Here is a 12,334-nt window from a genome sequence, read left to right as displayed (position 1 = left end):
TTGTTCTAATGGTCTCGTAACGGGCCATCTGCCCGCCTGACGCACAACGAGGAGCCATGTCATGTCTAGCGAACGCTATCTGTTTTTGATCAAGGGAACCCTGGTGATGGCCCAGCCTCTGGCGGCGCCGGAGACGGGAGAGCTGCTGGCGAGCCTGCTGCAACAGGGATTTGTGGTGGCCCCCCAGCAGGTCTGGGCGGGCAATGCCGAGCAGGCGCTGGCCTGTTATGAGCAGGCGGCCCAGCAGTCGGCCCTCGCCAGCGTGCTGGCAGGGGCTGAGCCCGTGCTGGCTGGAGCCCCGTCATGACCCGGCTCACCCTGCGGGCCGCCGCCCTGCTGCTGGACATGGACGGCACCCTGGTTCACTCCACCGGCGAGGTGGAAACCGTGTGGCGGCTCTGGTGTCGACGTCATCAGCTGGCGCCCGAGCCCGTGCTGGCCATGTGTCACGGCCTGCGCTCGCGGGAGGTGATCCGGGCCCTGGCACCTCAGCTGGACATGGCGCAGGAGGTGGCCCTGCTCGATGAGATGGAGATCCATCACACGGGGCGCGGCGAGGCCATCATGGGGTGCCGGGCCGTGCTGGCCAGCGTGCCCATCGAGCGCTGGGCGCTGGTGACCTCCGCCAGTCAGAGGGTCGCCCGCCATCGGCTGGCGAGCGCAGGTCTGCCACTGCCGGCCCTGCTGGTGGGGGCGGAAGACGTGATGCGGGGCAAGCCGGATCCCGAGCCCTATCTGCTGGCCGCGACGCGGCTCGGGGTTGCCCCCGCCGACTGTCTGGTGTTCGAGGATGCACCGGCTGGCATAGAGAGTGCCCTGCGGGCCGGTTGCACCGTGGTGCAGGTCGGTGGCAACCGGCGGCTCGATCCGGCCGTGGCGGCGGTGATCCAGGATTGGCGCCAGGTGAGTGTGGGTGATGGGGTGGAGGGCGCGTTGCAGGTGACGCTGCTGATCTGATGGGGCGCCGCCAACAAAAAGCCCCCGGCGAGCGGGGGCTTGGGATGACGAGTCGGGTTACTTGAAGACGCGAAAACGCACTGCGTCGTCCATGAAGGTCTTGTCACCGGCCGGCTGCTTGATGCTGCCAAAGGGCATCTGGGCACGCAGCAGCCAGCTCGCGGGCAGGTTCCACTCCTTGCGCACCGCTTCGTCGATCAGCGGATTGTAGTGCTGCAGGGAAGCACCAACCCCTTCCTGTGCCAGGCTGGTCCAGACCGCAAACTGGGCGATGCCCGTGCCGTGTTCGGACCAGATGGGGAAGTTGTCGGCATAGAGGGCGAATTTCTGTTGCAGATCCTTGATCACATCCGTGTCTTCGAAGAAGAGCACAGTACCGAAACCGGCGCGGAAGCTGCCATCCACCTTGGCTTCGCTCTGGGCATAGGCCTCTGGCGGCACTATTTTCTTCAGCTCCGCCTTGACGATATCCCACAGCTTGTGGTGCTGGGCGCCAAACAAAATGACGGCACGGGAGGTTTGGGAGTTGAAGGAGGAGGGGCTGTGCTTGATGGCATCCTGGATCAGGGCCGTGAGCTGCTCCGGCGTGTGGGAGACCTGGTCGCCCAGGGCATAGATGGTACGACGTACTTTGATCTGTTCGATAAACGGACTGCTCATAACATCTCCTTGGTTTGACAGAAAATCGCATTCGGCGGCCAGCAAGAAGGCCATCCGGCTCCGATTGTTCAAGCTATAGACTATAACACCCCCTTCCCGCTGAACCGTCAACGCACAGTGGTCACTGTTTTTACTTTTTGTGGATATTCATATGCGTGGTCTGGATGAGCCACCTCGCATCTTTATGTTTCTTGTCAACTAGCCCTCATTCAGCTGATTTCAATCAATGATTAACCCGGCATGTTCACCATAAAATCCTGTCACGTCGGCTGTTTTCAGGGAGCTATGATGATCCAGTGGGTGCTCAACCGGCGCTACTATGTGTTGACCTCGTGCTCCTTCCTGCTGGGCGCTCTGGTGCTGGTCGCCACCCTGACCCTGGCTGCGGTCAGTTATCTGCGCAGCATAGACAAGACGATGGCCGGTTACGGTCACATGATTTCCTCCATAGAGGCGGCGCTCATTCACGAGCTGGTGCTGGCCAACCAGCGTCAGCTGGCCGTGCTGGAGGCATCGCTGGACAAGGCCGCCATCGCCCGTGGCGAGCCCGCCGACAACCCGATCTGGGCCATAGCCCATCAGATCAAGCGGGACGATCACTACATCTACTTCTACAACTCCCGCTTCGATCGGATCAGCAGTTATCCCCTCTGGGTGCAGCCAGCCGAATACAGCGCCGCCCTGCGCCCCTGGTACCGGGTGTTGTCGATGAAAGGGGACGAGCTGGTCTGGTTTGGCCCCTATCAGGAGTACAGTTCCCACGAGCGCATCCTCACCCTGATCAAGCGGGTGAAGGATGATGAGGGCAAGCTGCTCGGCCTCCTGATGGTGGACATGTCGTTCAACGCCATTCAGCAGGCGCTGCAACGGGCCATGGGCAGCAACCAGGCGGCCATCTACCTCAGCCAGCGGGGCAGCAACCGTCTGCTGGTGGGCAGCAAGATGGCGCTCTATGACAGGGCCCACGCGATGACAGAGCCCCATCTGCTGGGGCTGGATGTGATCTGGCATGGCAGCCACCTGAGGCGCGAGCTGGAGGACATAGACTGGGACCTCAACATCTATCTGCCTCCCGCCCTGTTTCGTGACAGCCTCTACGAGGCCCTGCTGATGGTGGTGCTGCCGCTGCTCTCCCTCTTCATCATCTGGTTTTGCAGCATCAATTTCCTGGTGCGGGTGTTCCGTCAGGAGCAGGCGCTGGTCTCGGGTTCGCTGACCGGCATAGTGCAAGCCCCCTGTTGCCCCAAGCCTTCGCTCCATCTGAAAACCTGGTTTGTACGCAACAGCCTCAGCGAGATAGAGCAGGTCCGCACCAGCTTCCTGCAGGGACAGGATGCGCTGCTGCACGATCCCCTCACCGGCATCATGAACCGGCGCGCCTTTACCCAGCGCCGCAGTGAGCTGGAAGCAAATCGGACGTCCCACTGGCTGGTGCTGTTCGATGTGGACAATTTCAAATGCATCAACGACAGCTGGGGCCACAGCGTGGGGGATGGCGTGCTCTGCCGGGTGGCCGAGCTGATGGTGGCCGAGCTTGGCAGCGGCAGTGCCTACCGGATCGGGGGGGACGAGTTTGCTGCCCTGCTGCCGTGGACGCGCCATGAGCTGGAGCCCCGGCTGAACCAGCTGCTGGCCCGGGTACGCAATCAGCAGTGGCGGGAGTTCAGGGCAGAGGTCACCCTGAGTGCGGGCGGTGCCCACTATCCGGATGATGCCCTCTTTCTGTTCGAGCGGGCCGACGAGTGTCTCTATCGGAGCAAGCGGCTGGGGCGCGACTGCTGGTCGCTGACAGAGCGGAACCGACAGGGCGAGGGTGCTGACAGATCCTGTCAGAGCGATAACGGTTAAGTGATCTCCGTCGCTCGGCCAACCTTGGACCCCTTCTGCATACGGTTTCCTTCTTGTGCTTTTTTGGCAAATAAATTCAATGTGTTACGAATTAACTTGTCAGCCTGGACGAGGTGGATGGGGCTGTGTGTCGCTCTCCTGCGACAGTGGCGCCGTTTGTCGGGAATTGTATAGTTTGGGGAAATTAATCAGGTTTGGCAGGAGTACCCCATGGAGATGAAAAAGCACGGCATGAGCGCCCTGGCCCTGTTGGGCTCCCTGTTGCTGGCGAGCGGCGCAGTGCAGGCCTCGGAAACCCTCAACACCATACTCGGCGGCGGTGCCGGTGGCGTGGCGGGCACCATGATAGGCAAGGAGCTGGGGGGCGATACCGGCGCCCTGGTGGGAGCGGCAGTCGGTGGTGCGGCCGGTGGCGCCGCCACCGCCAACAAGGGCAACAAGAATGAAGCCGCCCTGGGGGGCGCCGTCGGTGCCCTGGGTGGCGCGGCCATCGGCAAGAGCGTGGGAGGCAGCACGGGTCAGCTGATCGGTGCCGGCATCGGCGGCGCCAGCGGCTCGGCCATAGGTGCCAAGACGGGAGACGGTCACAAGAGCAGCAACGATCGCTACTACGACGATGAGCACAGGTACCACAAGAAACACAAGAAGCACAAGAAACACAGATGGCACGACGATGACTGATGTCAGCCGTGCTGGCTGGCGCGCCATGGTGGCGAGCATAGACAAAAGGGGCCAACAGGCCCCTTTTTGCATGGTGTGACTCACACCAGCCGGTGCTGGCGTCGTCCCTCGGCGAAGGCGTTGATGTTGTCGATCAGCTGATCCGCGAGGCGCTGCATCGACTCCTCGCTGGCCCAGGCCACGTGCGGGGTCAGGATGAAGTTGGGGTATTGCAGGGCCTGCATCAGCGGGTGATCGGGGGGCGGCGGCTCGACGCTCGCCACATCGAAGCCGGCGCCACCGAGCCGGCCGTTGGCCAGTGCCCGCAGCAAGGCCTCTTCATCCACCAGGCCGCCGCGACCCACGTTGATCAGCAGGGCGCCCGGTTTCATCAGCGCCAGCTCCCGCTCGCCTATCAGATGGCGGTTATAGGGGGTGAGCGGGCAGTGCAGGCTGATCACATCCGCGCTTTGCAGCAGCGCGTCCAGCGGCAGCCGATCCTCATCGTGACTGCCCCCCACCTGGCTCTGGGCGTAGCGCACCTCCATGCCGATCCCCCTGGCCCGCTCGCCAAGCGCCTGGCCCAGGGTACCCTTGCCTATGATGCCGAGCCGCTTGCCGTGCAGATCCATGATGGGATGATCGAAGAAGCAGAACTGGCCGCTCTGCTGCCAGCGCCCCTCCAGCAGGGACTGGCGCCAGGCGAACAAATTGCGCGACAGGGCCAGCATCAGCGCCATGGCGTGCTCCGGCACCGAGGGGCCCGAGTAGTTGCGGATGTTGCACACCCCGACCCCGGCGGCGCGGCACGCCTCCAGATCCACGTTGTCGCTGCCGGTGGCAGCCAGGGCGATGAGTCTCAGATCCGGCAGCTGGGCCAGCTCGGTGGCGCCGATGCGCACCTTGTTGATGATGGCGATGCTGGCGCATCGGAGCCGCTCCACCACCTGTTCGGGATCTGTGCTCGGATGGCTCTGCCAGTGGTGGGGGAAGCCGGGATGGTGCAGGGTGACACCCGCATCCAGGGTATCGCTGTCGAGAAACACAATTTGCTGCATGACGCCTCCTGCCATTGGTGCGGACATGATGCCAAACATGGGCACTCGGGGGCCAGCCCGAACGGGCTCAGCGGCGATCCGATCGCGACGGATGTGAGGCAGGCAGCATTTTGGTGCTGCGGCAGGGCTCAGAGCCAGCCGAGGTGGGTGAGCCAGCCCTGAATGCGGGTTGGCGTCTCATCCAGCTCCATCAGGGCGTAGGGACGGTAGTTGAGCTTGTGGCTGCGGCGGCTCTCGCTCTGGCGGGCCTCGGCGGCGAGCAGAGGCCAGCGGCCGCCCGCTTCCTGATAGAGATCCAGGGTCGGCATGGTGGCCTGGGCCACCTGCTTGGCCAGGGTCTGGTTGCTCTGCTGGTTGGGGAAGAAGCCGTCCAGCAGCACCAGGGCATCCGGGGCGGGCAACTGTTCGCTGGCGATGAGGTTGGTGGCCCAGGCGGCGCTGGTGCCCTGCGCTAGTATCAGCTTGAAGCCCCCCTCCTGCAGCTTGGCGTCCCCCAGCTTGCTGATGCGGGTGGCAAACTGCTTGCGAAAGTCATCGATGGCCTGCTGCTTCTTCTCGGCGGCGGGATCCAGCTCAATCTGCTGGGGGGAGGGGAGCAGCAGCAGGGTATCGAAGCCGAGCCGGCCGAGGGCCCGGGTCAGCTGCCACAGCTGGCCGCTGCGCTGCCAGTCCGGCAGCAGGATCGCCAGCCCGACATAGCTGTCGCTGTCGTGCTTGGCAAACAGCACAGTCTGCTTGTCTATCTGGGTGCTGTTGGGCAGCCCCTGCCAGTCGCTGTTTTGCCAGTAGTCGAGGGGCTGTGGCTCGGCGACGGGGGGCGCGACATCGCTGGCCTGCGAAGCCTGGCTTGCCAGCAGGGTCAGTAACAGCAGTGATAAGGATAATCTGGCCATAGTGCGCTCCCCGGTTAACTGGGTTAGCGGCACGGGGCCGGTTTTCTGAAGCTCGGGTATGGCATCAATAAAAAAGCGAGCCATTGGCTCGCTTTTTTGCATTCAACTCAAGGGGTCGATCAGGAGATGCGACGCTTGAATTCGCCGGTGCGGCTGTCGATTTCGATCTTGTCACCGATCTCTACGAAAGCAGCAACAGCCAGCTCGTAGGTGGTGCCCTTCAGACGGGCAGGCTTGGTCACTTTGCCTGAGGTGTCGCCACGGGCGGCCGGCTCTGTGTACTCGACTTCACGCACGATAGTGGTCGGCAGTTCGACGGAGATGGCTTTCTCGTTGTAGAAAGTCACTTCGCAGATGTCTTCCATGCCGTCTACCAGGTAGTTCAGCACGTCACCCAGGTTGTCTTTCTCAACGTCGTGCTGGTTGTACTCGGTGTCCATGAAGACATACAGAGGGTCGGAGAAGTAAGAGTAGGTGCACTCTTTACGCTCCAGCTGAACCACGTCCAGCTTGTCGTCGGCCTTGAATACGGTCTCGGTCGCGCTACCGTTGAGCAGACCCTTCAGTTTCATCTTGACCACGGCGGAGTTACGGCCGGATTTGTTGAACTCAGCCTTCTGGACCACCATCGGCTCGGTGCCGATCATGACTACGTTACCAGCGCGGATTTCCTGTGCGGTTTTCATGTAAAAAATTCCTGTTCGTGAAACGGACGGATAAAAACTGCCAGATTATATACGGCTTTCTAAAAATTTCACCAACCGCGTGACGAGATCCCCGTCCGCGAGTGGCTTCTGTGACCAGCTTCGCGCATGTTGCCGCCAAATGGCACCGTATCGCGGCCATTGGGCCCAAAGTTCGCGGGTCTCTTCCCCCTGATTGAGGGCGTGGCTGAAGGCGCGCAACCACTGGGCCGTGTCCGCGGGCAAGTCTGCCAGATAGTGATCGAGAAAACCGTCCAGCTTGACCATGTGGGCCTGCTCTTCCTGCGGGTAGATGTGCCACAGGAAGGGGCGACCTGCCCACTGGGCCCGCACGAAGGAGTCCTCGCCGCGCACCAGATTGAGATCGCAGCTCCACAGCAGCCGATCGTAACCGGCCTGATCTGTCATGGGCAGCAGCTTGATGCGCAGATTGCCCGAATGCAGCAGGTCCCCCGCTTGCGCGGTGGTGATGGCGCTCTCAAGGCCGGCGCCGCGCAGCACGTCATCGAGGGAGCGGCCGAGGGGCAGCAACAGGGTGACGGGGGTTGGGCTCTGGCACCAGCTGTTGACCAGACTCAGCAGCGCATCGCTCTCATAGGTAAAGAGGCTGACCCTCAGCTCGTCGTTCGCTTGAGGTGGCAGGCCCAGGCCGGCCCAATAGGCCGCAAGACCGGCCTTATCCTGTTGCCACTGTTCACGTTCGGCGATGAGCCCCCGCTCGCACAAGAGGCCGCCGGTTTTAGGGGTGAAGCCCGGGAAGAAGAAGTATTTGTTGAGGCTCAGGTCGCCGAGGCTCTGGTTAACGAGACGTTGCGGCGAGGCGAGGCCGTGGCAATCCTCGACCCAGGATTCGGCCGAGAGGTACTCCAGATTGATCCAGCAGGGGGGCCTGGGTTGGCTGGCCATGCGCTCGATGAAGGGAGTGGGCAGTTCGCAGGCGAACGCCTCTATGACCACCTTTGCCGGGATCACATCCACCGGCAGCGCGTCGTGCCAGTGCTGGATATAGATGCCCGCGACCCACTGGCCATCTTGCGCGGGATCGAGTCCCGGGCAGATGCGGGCGAAGCTCGCCAGATCGTCCACCCAGAGTCGCACTTGGACCTCATTGCCGTGCGTCGGGAGCTCTCCTTCCTGTTTCAGCTGGCGGGCCAGTCGCCAGGTGACACCTATGTCGCCGAAGTTGTCCACTACGCAGCAGAAGATATCCCAGTCAAACGGGGGGAGGGGGCTGGTCATGTCAGGGCATCCAGATGCAAAAAACCGGTGCGCAGGGTAGCACACCGGTTGGCTGGCTTCTAACCGTCAGCGCGTGACGGTGGCTGCGGCAGGTTACTCCTTGCCGTAGACGTTGTTCTCTTGCTCGCGCACCCGGATAAAGGTGGTGCGTTTGGTCAGCTCTTTGAGCTGGCTGGCGCCGACGTAGGTGCAGGTGGAGCGCACGCCGCCCAGGATGTCGCGCACCGTGTTCTCGACCGGGCCGCGGTAGGGCAGCAGCACGGTTTTGCCCTCTGAGGCACGATAGTCGGCGACGCCGCCGGCGTGCTTGTCCATGGCACTCGATGAGCTCATGCCGTAGAACTTCATGAAGGGGGTGCCATCCACGTCCACCACTTCGCCGCCGCACTCCTCGTGGGCTGCCAGCATGCCGCCCAGCATCACGAAGTCGGCGCCGCCGCCGAAGGCTTTGGCCACGTCACCCGGGCAGGTGCAGCCGCCGTCACCGACGATCTGGCCACCGAGGCCGTGGGCCGCATCGGCGCACTCTATGATGGCGGAGAGCTGGGGGTAGCCGACCCCTGTCTTGACCCTGGTGGTGCAGACAGAGCCCGGGCCTATGCCGACCTTGACGATGTCGGCGCCGGAGAGGATCAGCTCCTCCACCATCTCGCCTGTGACCACGTTGCCGGCCAGGATGACGTGGTTCGGGCAGGCTTCACGTATTTTGCGCAGGAACTCGACGAAGTGCTGGGAGTAGCCGTTGGCCACGTCCACGCAGATGAAGCGCAGGGCCGCCGACATGGCCAGGATCTGGCGGGTCTTGATGAAGTCCTCTTCGGAGGTGCCGGTCGATACCATCACATGGCCCAGCAGCGCCGGGTCTGTCTCGTTCACGAAGGCTTGCCACTGCGCAAGGCTGTAGTGCTTGTGGACTGCTGTCATCATCTCGAAGCCGGCCAGGGTTCTGGCCATGGCGAAGCTGCCGACGGTATCCATGTTGGCGGCGATGACGGGAACGCCCTGCCATTGAGTCTGGGTGTGCTTGAAGGTGAACTGACGGGTCAGGCTGACTTGGGAACGGCTCTTGAGAGTGGAGCGCTTGGGGCGGAACAGAACATCCTTGAAACCGAGCTTCAAGTCTTCTTCGATACGCATGACGAATTCCTTATTGAGCCTTGTTGAAAGTCACTTTTGCAGTGGTCAATTTTCGGCAGGCGCAAAAAAACCGGCGGTTTTCATGGCCTCCGGTTTACAACAGTGTAGGCAAAAATCCCGCCAGAACAAGACTGATAATTCACTCATCATTGTGTTAGCCTTTGGCGTCACAACCTGAGCGCAGCCTCGGGTGTCATCCAACACCGCTTTTCGGCCTGAACCTCCCCGCGAACACACTCCTCAATCACGCCTTTTTACCAGCCCATGTCGCGCCTTCGACGCGGGCGGAACAAGTCCGTCTGCCGCCGCGCTTCGCCAGTTGACAGCCGCCGTTTGCATCCCCATTCTGGGCCTCTCGGGCCAGCCTGGGCCCTGTCTGGACGAGGAACTGACATGTTTGGATCGCGAATGATGCCGCTGTTGCTGCTGGCCTGCCTCTCCCTGCCGGGGGCTGCCCATGCAGCCTCGGCTCCCGCCGTGTATGGCTGGATCGAGAAGGGGCTCATCATGCCAAGCGGCGTGGCGGTGAAGATGAAGCTGGATACCGGGGCGCTCACCTCCTCGATGGATGCGCGGGATCTGCACCACTTCAAGCGCGATGGCAAACCCTGGGTGCGCTTTACCCTGCAGGTGACGGATGCCAATACCGACCGGCAGGTGCGCCAGACCCTGGAGCGGCCGGTGGAGCACATGGTGACGGTGCGAGGCGCCGGCGGCATGGAGCAGCGCCCCACGGTCACCATGTCCATCTGCCTGGGCGACAAGGTGTATGAGGAGTGGTTCACCCTGCGGGATCGCAGCAAGATGATCTATCCGGTGCTGCTCGGTCGCCGTCTGCTGGCGGATCTGGGAGCGGTGGATTCGAGCCGTACCTTCACTGTGCAGCCCGGCTGCCGCTGAGTGGTGTCGCGCCAGAGGCGCTGCAAACAACAGAAACGGGGGCTCAGGCCCCCGTTTTCCATGCGCGCCGAGGCGGTATCATGAAGAAGGCTGCGGCGGCACGGGCAGCAGCACGCTTACCTCCAGTCCTCCCTCTGACCGGTTGTGGATGTCCAGATCCGCGCCGTGCAGCTGGGCGATGCGCGAGACGATGGCCATGCCGAGGCCGACCCCGTCTCCTTGCTGGGGATTGACCCGAAAGAAGCGCTCGCACAGGCGTGACAGGGCGGCGGTGGGGATGCCGGGGCCGTTGTCGCGGATATCGACCCTGACCCTGTTGCCTTCGTGCCGCACCTCGACCGCTATCTCGCCCTGCGCCTGGGTGTAGCGCAACGCATTGTCGATGAGGTTGCTGAACATCAGGTCCAGCAGGGTGGCTTGCCCCATCACTGTGAGCTGCTCCGGCCCCTCCAGTGACAGCTGCTGATCCTTTTTCAGGGCTATGGGGGCCAGGGTGGCCAGGGTGCCTTGCAGCAGCTGGTTCAGATTGAGCTCGGTCAGCTCCAGCCCCTGCTGGTTGTCGATACGGGCCTGGGTCAGCAGCTGGCGCAGCAGGCGATCGCTGCGATCGAGCGCCAGCAGCATCTTTTGCAACGACTGCTCGCGGCTGGCGTCATCCTCGGCTGCCAGCGCGTTTTCGCTGTGGATGCGCAGCACCGCCAGCGGGGTGCGCAGCTCGTGGGCCGCCTCGTTGGTGAACTGTTTCTCCCGCTCTATGGTGTCGGCCAGGGCGTGCATCAGGCGGTTGATCTCGTTGGTGAGCGGGGTCAGCTCCTGGGCGCGGATCTTCAGGTTGAGCGGGCTCAGGTTGGCGGGGTGGCGTTCGCCTATGGCCTGGGCCAGCAGTCGCAACGGTGCCAGGCCGCGGGAGATGAGCCACCACAGCAGGCCGAGCAGGAAGGGCAAGGTGATGAGCAGCGGCAGCATGGTCAGGGTGGCCATCTTGCTGGCCAGTTCGCTGCGCTCGTCGTCCCGCTCCGCCACCACCAGCCAGGTATGTTCGTCCCGGTTGTAGAGGGTGAAGGTGCGCCACTGATGCTGGTCTTTCTCGACCGTGTTGAAGCCGGGCGCCAGTTCGACCAGTGGCTGGCTGGGGGCGCTGGGGGAGCGCAGCAATATGCTGCCCTGTTCGTTCAGCAGCTGGAAGTAGAGGTTGCGTTCGAACTCGTGGCCGAAGGGGGTCAGCTCCCTGTCTTCGCCGCTCAGATTGAGGCTGGTGTCCTTCTGCCACTGATCCGGGTTGTGTTGCTCCCAATCTTCGTAGACGGTGCCGTTGGCGGGCAGCTCGCCATTTTGCTCCAGATAGCGGCTGAGCAGCTGATTGGTGATGCGGGAAGACTGGGCGAGGCGGGCATCGAACAGCTCCTCCATCTCGTGGCTGGCCTCCAGATAGCCGATGAGGGCGCTGATGGCCAGGCTGACGCTGACCAGCGCCAGTATGCCGGAGAGCAGAAAACGGCGGATGGAGCGGGGACTCGTCATGCCCGGCCGTCCCGGCGTTGGGCCTGCTCAAGCTGGGGAATGATGTAGCCGACCCCGCGAATGTTGCGGATGAGGTCGCTGTAGAACTTCTTGCGCAGGTGGTGGATATGGACCTCCACAGCATTGCTTTCGGCCCCCTCATCCCAGCCGTAGAGGCTCTGTTGCAGCTGATCCTTGCTCAGTACCCGGCCGCTCTGGGTGATGAGTTCCTGCAACAGCTTGTATTCGTGGGGGGTCAGCTTGACCGGCTCGCCCCGATAGATGACCTGCTGAGACTCGGGATAGAGCTGCAGCTCGCCATATTCCAGCATCGCCTGGGCCTGGCCCTTGCTGCGTCGCACCAGGGCGCGCAGGCGGGCGTTGAGCTCCTGCAGGGCGAAGGGCTTGACCATGTAGTCGTCGGAGCCCGCATCCAGCCCCAGTACCCGGTCGTCCAGGGCGTCGCGGGCGGTGAGGATCAGCACGGGCAGTGTCTGGCCTTCCCGGCGCAGCTTGCGCAGCAGGCTGATGCCGTCGATGTCCGGCAGGTTGAGATCCAGAATAAGGGCCGCAAACTCCTCGCTCTTGAGCACCGACAGGGCGGGCAGCCCCTGCTGCAGCCAATCCACCGTGTAGCCACTGCTGCGCAGGGCATCCACCATGCCATCGCCCAGCATCACATCATCTTCGACCAACAGGATCCGCATAGTCACTCCCCCTTAAACGACGCTGCCCACCAGTATGCAAGCGGGCGGGCAGAGTTTAAATAGCTGTTTGA

13 protein-coding genes are annotated in these 12,334 nt (G+C 62.8%); 5 read left to right on the top strand and 8 right to left on the bottom strand.

Annotated elements, in window-relative coordinates; genetic code table 11:
- Positions 1-61 precede the first annotated feature (61 nt).
- Together AACQ95_RS10405 and AACQ95_RS10400 are read left to right on the top strand one after the other, a co-directional pair.
- On the top strand, positions 62-307 hold the full coding sequence (locus AACQ95_RS10405) for a hypothetical protein (RefSeq protein ID WP_043135721.1): 246 nt from the start codon (positions 62-64) through the stop codon (positions 305-307).
- Positions 304-957, top strand: coding sequence for an HAD-IA family hydrolase (locus AACQ95_RS10400; protein WP_241278535.1), 654 nt, complete (start codon positions 304-306; stop codon positions 955-957). Before AACQ95_RS10405 ends, AACQ95_RS10400 begins: the two co-directional genes overlap by 4 nt.
- Before the next feature lie 57 nt (positions 958-1,014).
- Here the strand turns inward: AACQ95_RS10400 and AACQ95_RS10395 are convergent, their stop codons facing one another.
- Complete coding sequence (locus tag AACQ95_RS10395; protein ID WP_103470961.1) at positions 1,015-1,617, bottom strand: nitroreductase family protein; 603 nt, start codon at positions 1,615-1,617, stop codon at positions 1,015-1,017.
- 288 nt (positions 1,618-1,905) lie between these two features.
- On the opposite strand from AACQ95_RS10395, the gene AACQ95_RS10390 reads away from it, so the two are divergent.
- Together AACQ95_RS10390 and AACQ95_RS10385 are read left to right on the top strand one after the other, a co-directional pair.
- Positions 1,906-3,465: a sensor domain-containing diguanylate cyclase gene (locus tag AACQ95_RS10390; RefSeq protein ID WP_241278534.1), complete on the top strand. Its 1,560-nt coding sequence runs from the start codon at positions 1,906-1,908 to the stop codon at positions 3,463-3,465.
- A gap of 210 nt (positions 3,466-3,675) precedes the next feature.
- Positions 3,676-4,146, top strand: a complete 471-nt coding sequence (locus AACQ95_RS10385; protein ID WP_241278533.1) for a YMGG-like glycine zipper-containing protein — start codon at positions 3,676-3,678, stop codon at positions 4,144-4,146.
- An 80-nt stretch (positions 4,147-4,226) separates the two neighbouring features.
- Here the strand turns inward: AACQ95_RS10385 and AACQ95_RS10380 are convergent, their stop codons facing one another.
- The 5 genes from AACQ95_RS10380 to AACQ95_RS10360 form a co-directional block, all read right to left on the bottom strand.
- The gene (locus tag AACQ95_RS10380; RefSeq protein WP_241278532.1) at positions 4,227-5,183 is read right to left on the bottom strand and encodes a D-2-hydroxyacid dehydrogenase; all 957 of its coding nucleotides are present in this window, start codon (positions 5,181-5,183) and stop codon (positions 4,227-4,229) included.
- A gap of 128 nt (positions 5,184-5,311) precedes the next feature.
- A complete protein-coding gene (locus AACQ95_RS10375; RefSeq protein ID WP_043555110.1) occupies positions 5,312-6,076 on the bottom strand; it encodes a DUF3530 family protein in 765 nt (254 codons plus the stop codon).
- Between the two features lie 119 nt (positions 6,077-6,195).
- The gene (gene efp / locus AACQ95_RS10370) at positions 6,196-6,762 is read right to left on the bottom strand and encodes an elongation factor P (protein WP_042867629.1); all 567 of its coding nucleotides are present in this window, start codon (positions 6,760-6,762) and stop codon (positions 6,196-6,198) included.
- 45 nt (positions 6,763-6,807) lie between these two features.
- The gene (earP, locus tag AACQ95_RS10365) at positions 6,808-8,019 is read right to left on the bottom strand and encodes an elongation factor P maturation arginine rhamnosyltransferase EarP (RefSeq protein ID WP_241278531.1); all 1,212 of its coding nucleotides are present in this window, start codon (positions 8,017-8,019) and stop codon (positions 6,808-6,810) included.
- A gap of 93 nt (positions 8,020-8,112) precedes the next feature.
- Positions 8,113-9,156, bottom strand: a complete 1,044-nt coding sequence (locus AACQ95_RS10360) for a GMP reductase (RefSeq protein ID WP_042867634.1) — start codon at positions 9,154-9,156, stop codon at positions 8,113-8,115.
- Positions 9,157-9,549: 393 nt separating this feature from the next.
- Between AACQ95_RS10360 and rloA3 the strand changes: the two genes are divergently transcribed.
- The gene (gene rloA3 / locus AACQ95_RS10355; RefSeq protein ID WP_241278530.1) at positions 9,550-10,056 is read left to right on the top strand and encodes a retropepsin-like aspartic peptidase RloA3; all 507 of its coding nucleotides are present in this window, start codon (positions 9,550-9,552) and stop codon (positions 10,054-10,056) included.
- A 78-nt stretch (positions 10,057-10,134) separates the two neighbouring features.
- Here the strand turns inward: rloA3 and AACQ95_RS10350 are convergent, their stop codons facing one another.
- Together AACQ95_RS10350 and AACQ95_RS10345 are read right to left on the bottom strand one after the other, a co-directional pair.
- On the bottom strand, positions 10,135-11,577 hold the full coding sequence (locus tag AACQ95_RS10350) for an ATP-binding protein (RefSeq protein ID WP_241278529.1): 1,443 nt from the start codon (positions 11,575-11,577) through the stop codon (positions 10,135-10,137).
- Complete coding sequence (locus AACQ95_RS10345; protein ID WP_043555117.1) at positions 11,574-12,263, bottom strand: response regulator; 690 nt, start codon at positions 12,261-12,263, stop codon at positions 11,574-11,576. Before AACQ95_RS10345 ends, AACQ95_RS10350 begins: the two co-directional genes overlap by 4 nt.
- Positions 12,264-12,334: the final 71 nt, after the last annotated feature.

It is taken from the genome of Aeromonas sp. MR19 (assembly GCF_963899305.1).
Lineage (GTDB): Bacteria > Pseudomonadota > Gammaproteobacteria > Enterobacterales > Aeromonadaceae > Aeromonas > Aeromonas bestiarum.
Note: the sequence above shows the minus strand (reverse complement) of the source record. Positions and strands in the feature narration are given on the sequence as shown.

What these genes read in the sequence shown, in the direction of transcription:
- AACQ95_RS10395 (WP_103470961.1), bottom strand. Translation starts at nt 1,617, where the DNA reads ATGAGCAGTCCGTTTATCGAACAGATCAAAGTACGTCGTACCATCTAT.
- AACQ95_RS10380 (WP_241278532.1), bottom strand. Translation starts at nt 5,183, where the DNA reads ATGCAGCAAATTGTGTTTCTCGACAGCGATACCCTGGATGCGGGTGTC.
- AACQ95_RS10360 (WP_042867634.1), bottom strand. Translation starts at nt 9,156, where the DNA reads ATGCGTATCGAAGAAGACTTGAAGCTCGGTTTCAAGGATGTTCTGTTC.
- AACQ95_RS10405 (WP_043135721.1), top strand. Translation starts at nt 62, where the DNA reads ATGTCTAGCGAACGCTATCTGTTTTTGATCAAGGGAACCCTGGTGATG.
- AACQ95_RS10345 (WP_043555117.1), bottom strand. Translation starts at nt 12,263, where the DNA reads ATGCGGATCCTGTTGGTCGAAGATGATGTGATGCTGGGCGATGGCATG.
- efp (WP_042867629.1), bottom strand. Translation starts at nt 6,762, where the DNA reads ATGAAAACCGCACAGGAAATCCGCGCTGGTAACGTAGTCATGATCGGC.
- AACQ95_RS10375 (WP_043555110.1), bottom strand. Translation starts at nt 6,076, where the DNA reads ATGGCCAGATTATCCTTATCACTGCTGTTACTGACCCTGCTGGCAAGC.
- AACQ95_RS10385 (WP_241278533.1), top strand. Translation starts at nt 3,676, where the DNA reads ATGGAGATGAAAAAGCACGGCATGAGCGCCCTGGCCCTGTTGGGCTCC.
- earP (WP_241278531.1), bottom strand. Translation starts at nt 8,019, where the DNA reads ATGACCAGCCCCCTCCCCCCGTTTGACTGGGATATCTTCTGCTGCGTA.
- AACQ95_RS10400 (WP_241278535.1), top strand. Translation starts at nt 304, where the DNA reads ATGACCCGGCTCACCCTGCGGGCCGCCGCCCTGCTGCTGGACATGGAC.
- rloA3 (WP_241278530.1), top strand. Translation starts at nt 9,550, where the DNA reads ATGTTTGGATCGCGAATGATGCCGCTGTTGCTGCTGGCCTGCCTCTCC.
- AACQ95_RS10350 (WP_241278529.1), bottom strand. Translation starts at nt 11,577, where the DNA reads ATGACGAGTCCCCGCTCCATCCGCCGTTTTCTGCTCTCCGGCATACTG.
- AACQ95_RS10390 (WP_241278534.1), top strand. Translation starts at nt 1,906, where the DNA reads ATGATCCAGTGGGTGCTCAACCGGCGCTACTATGTGTTGACCTCGTGC.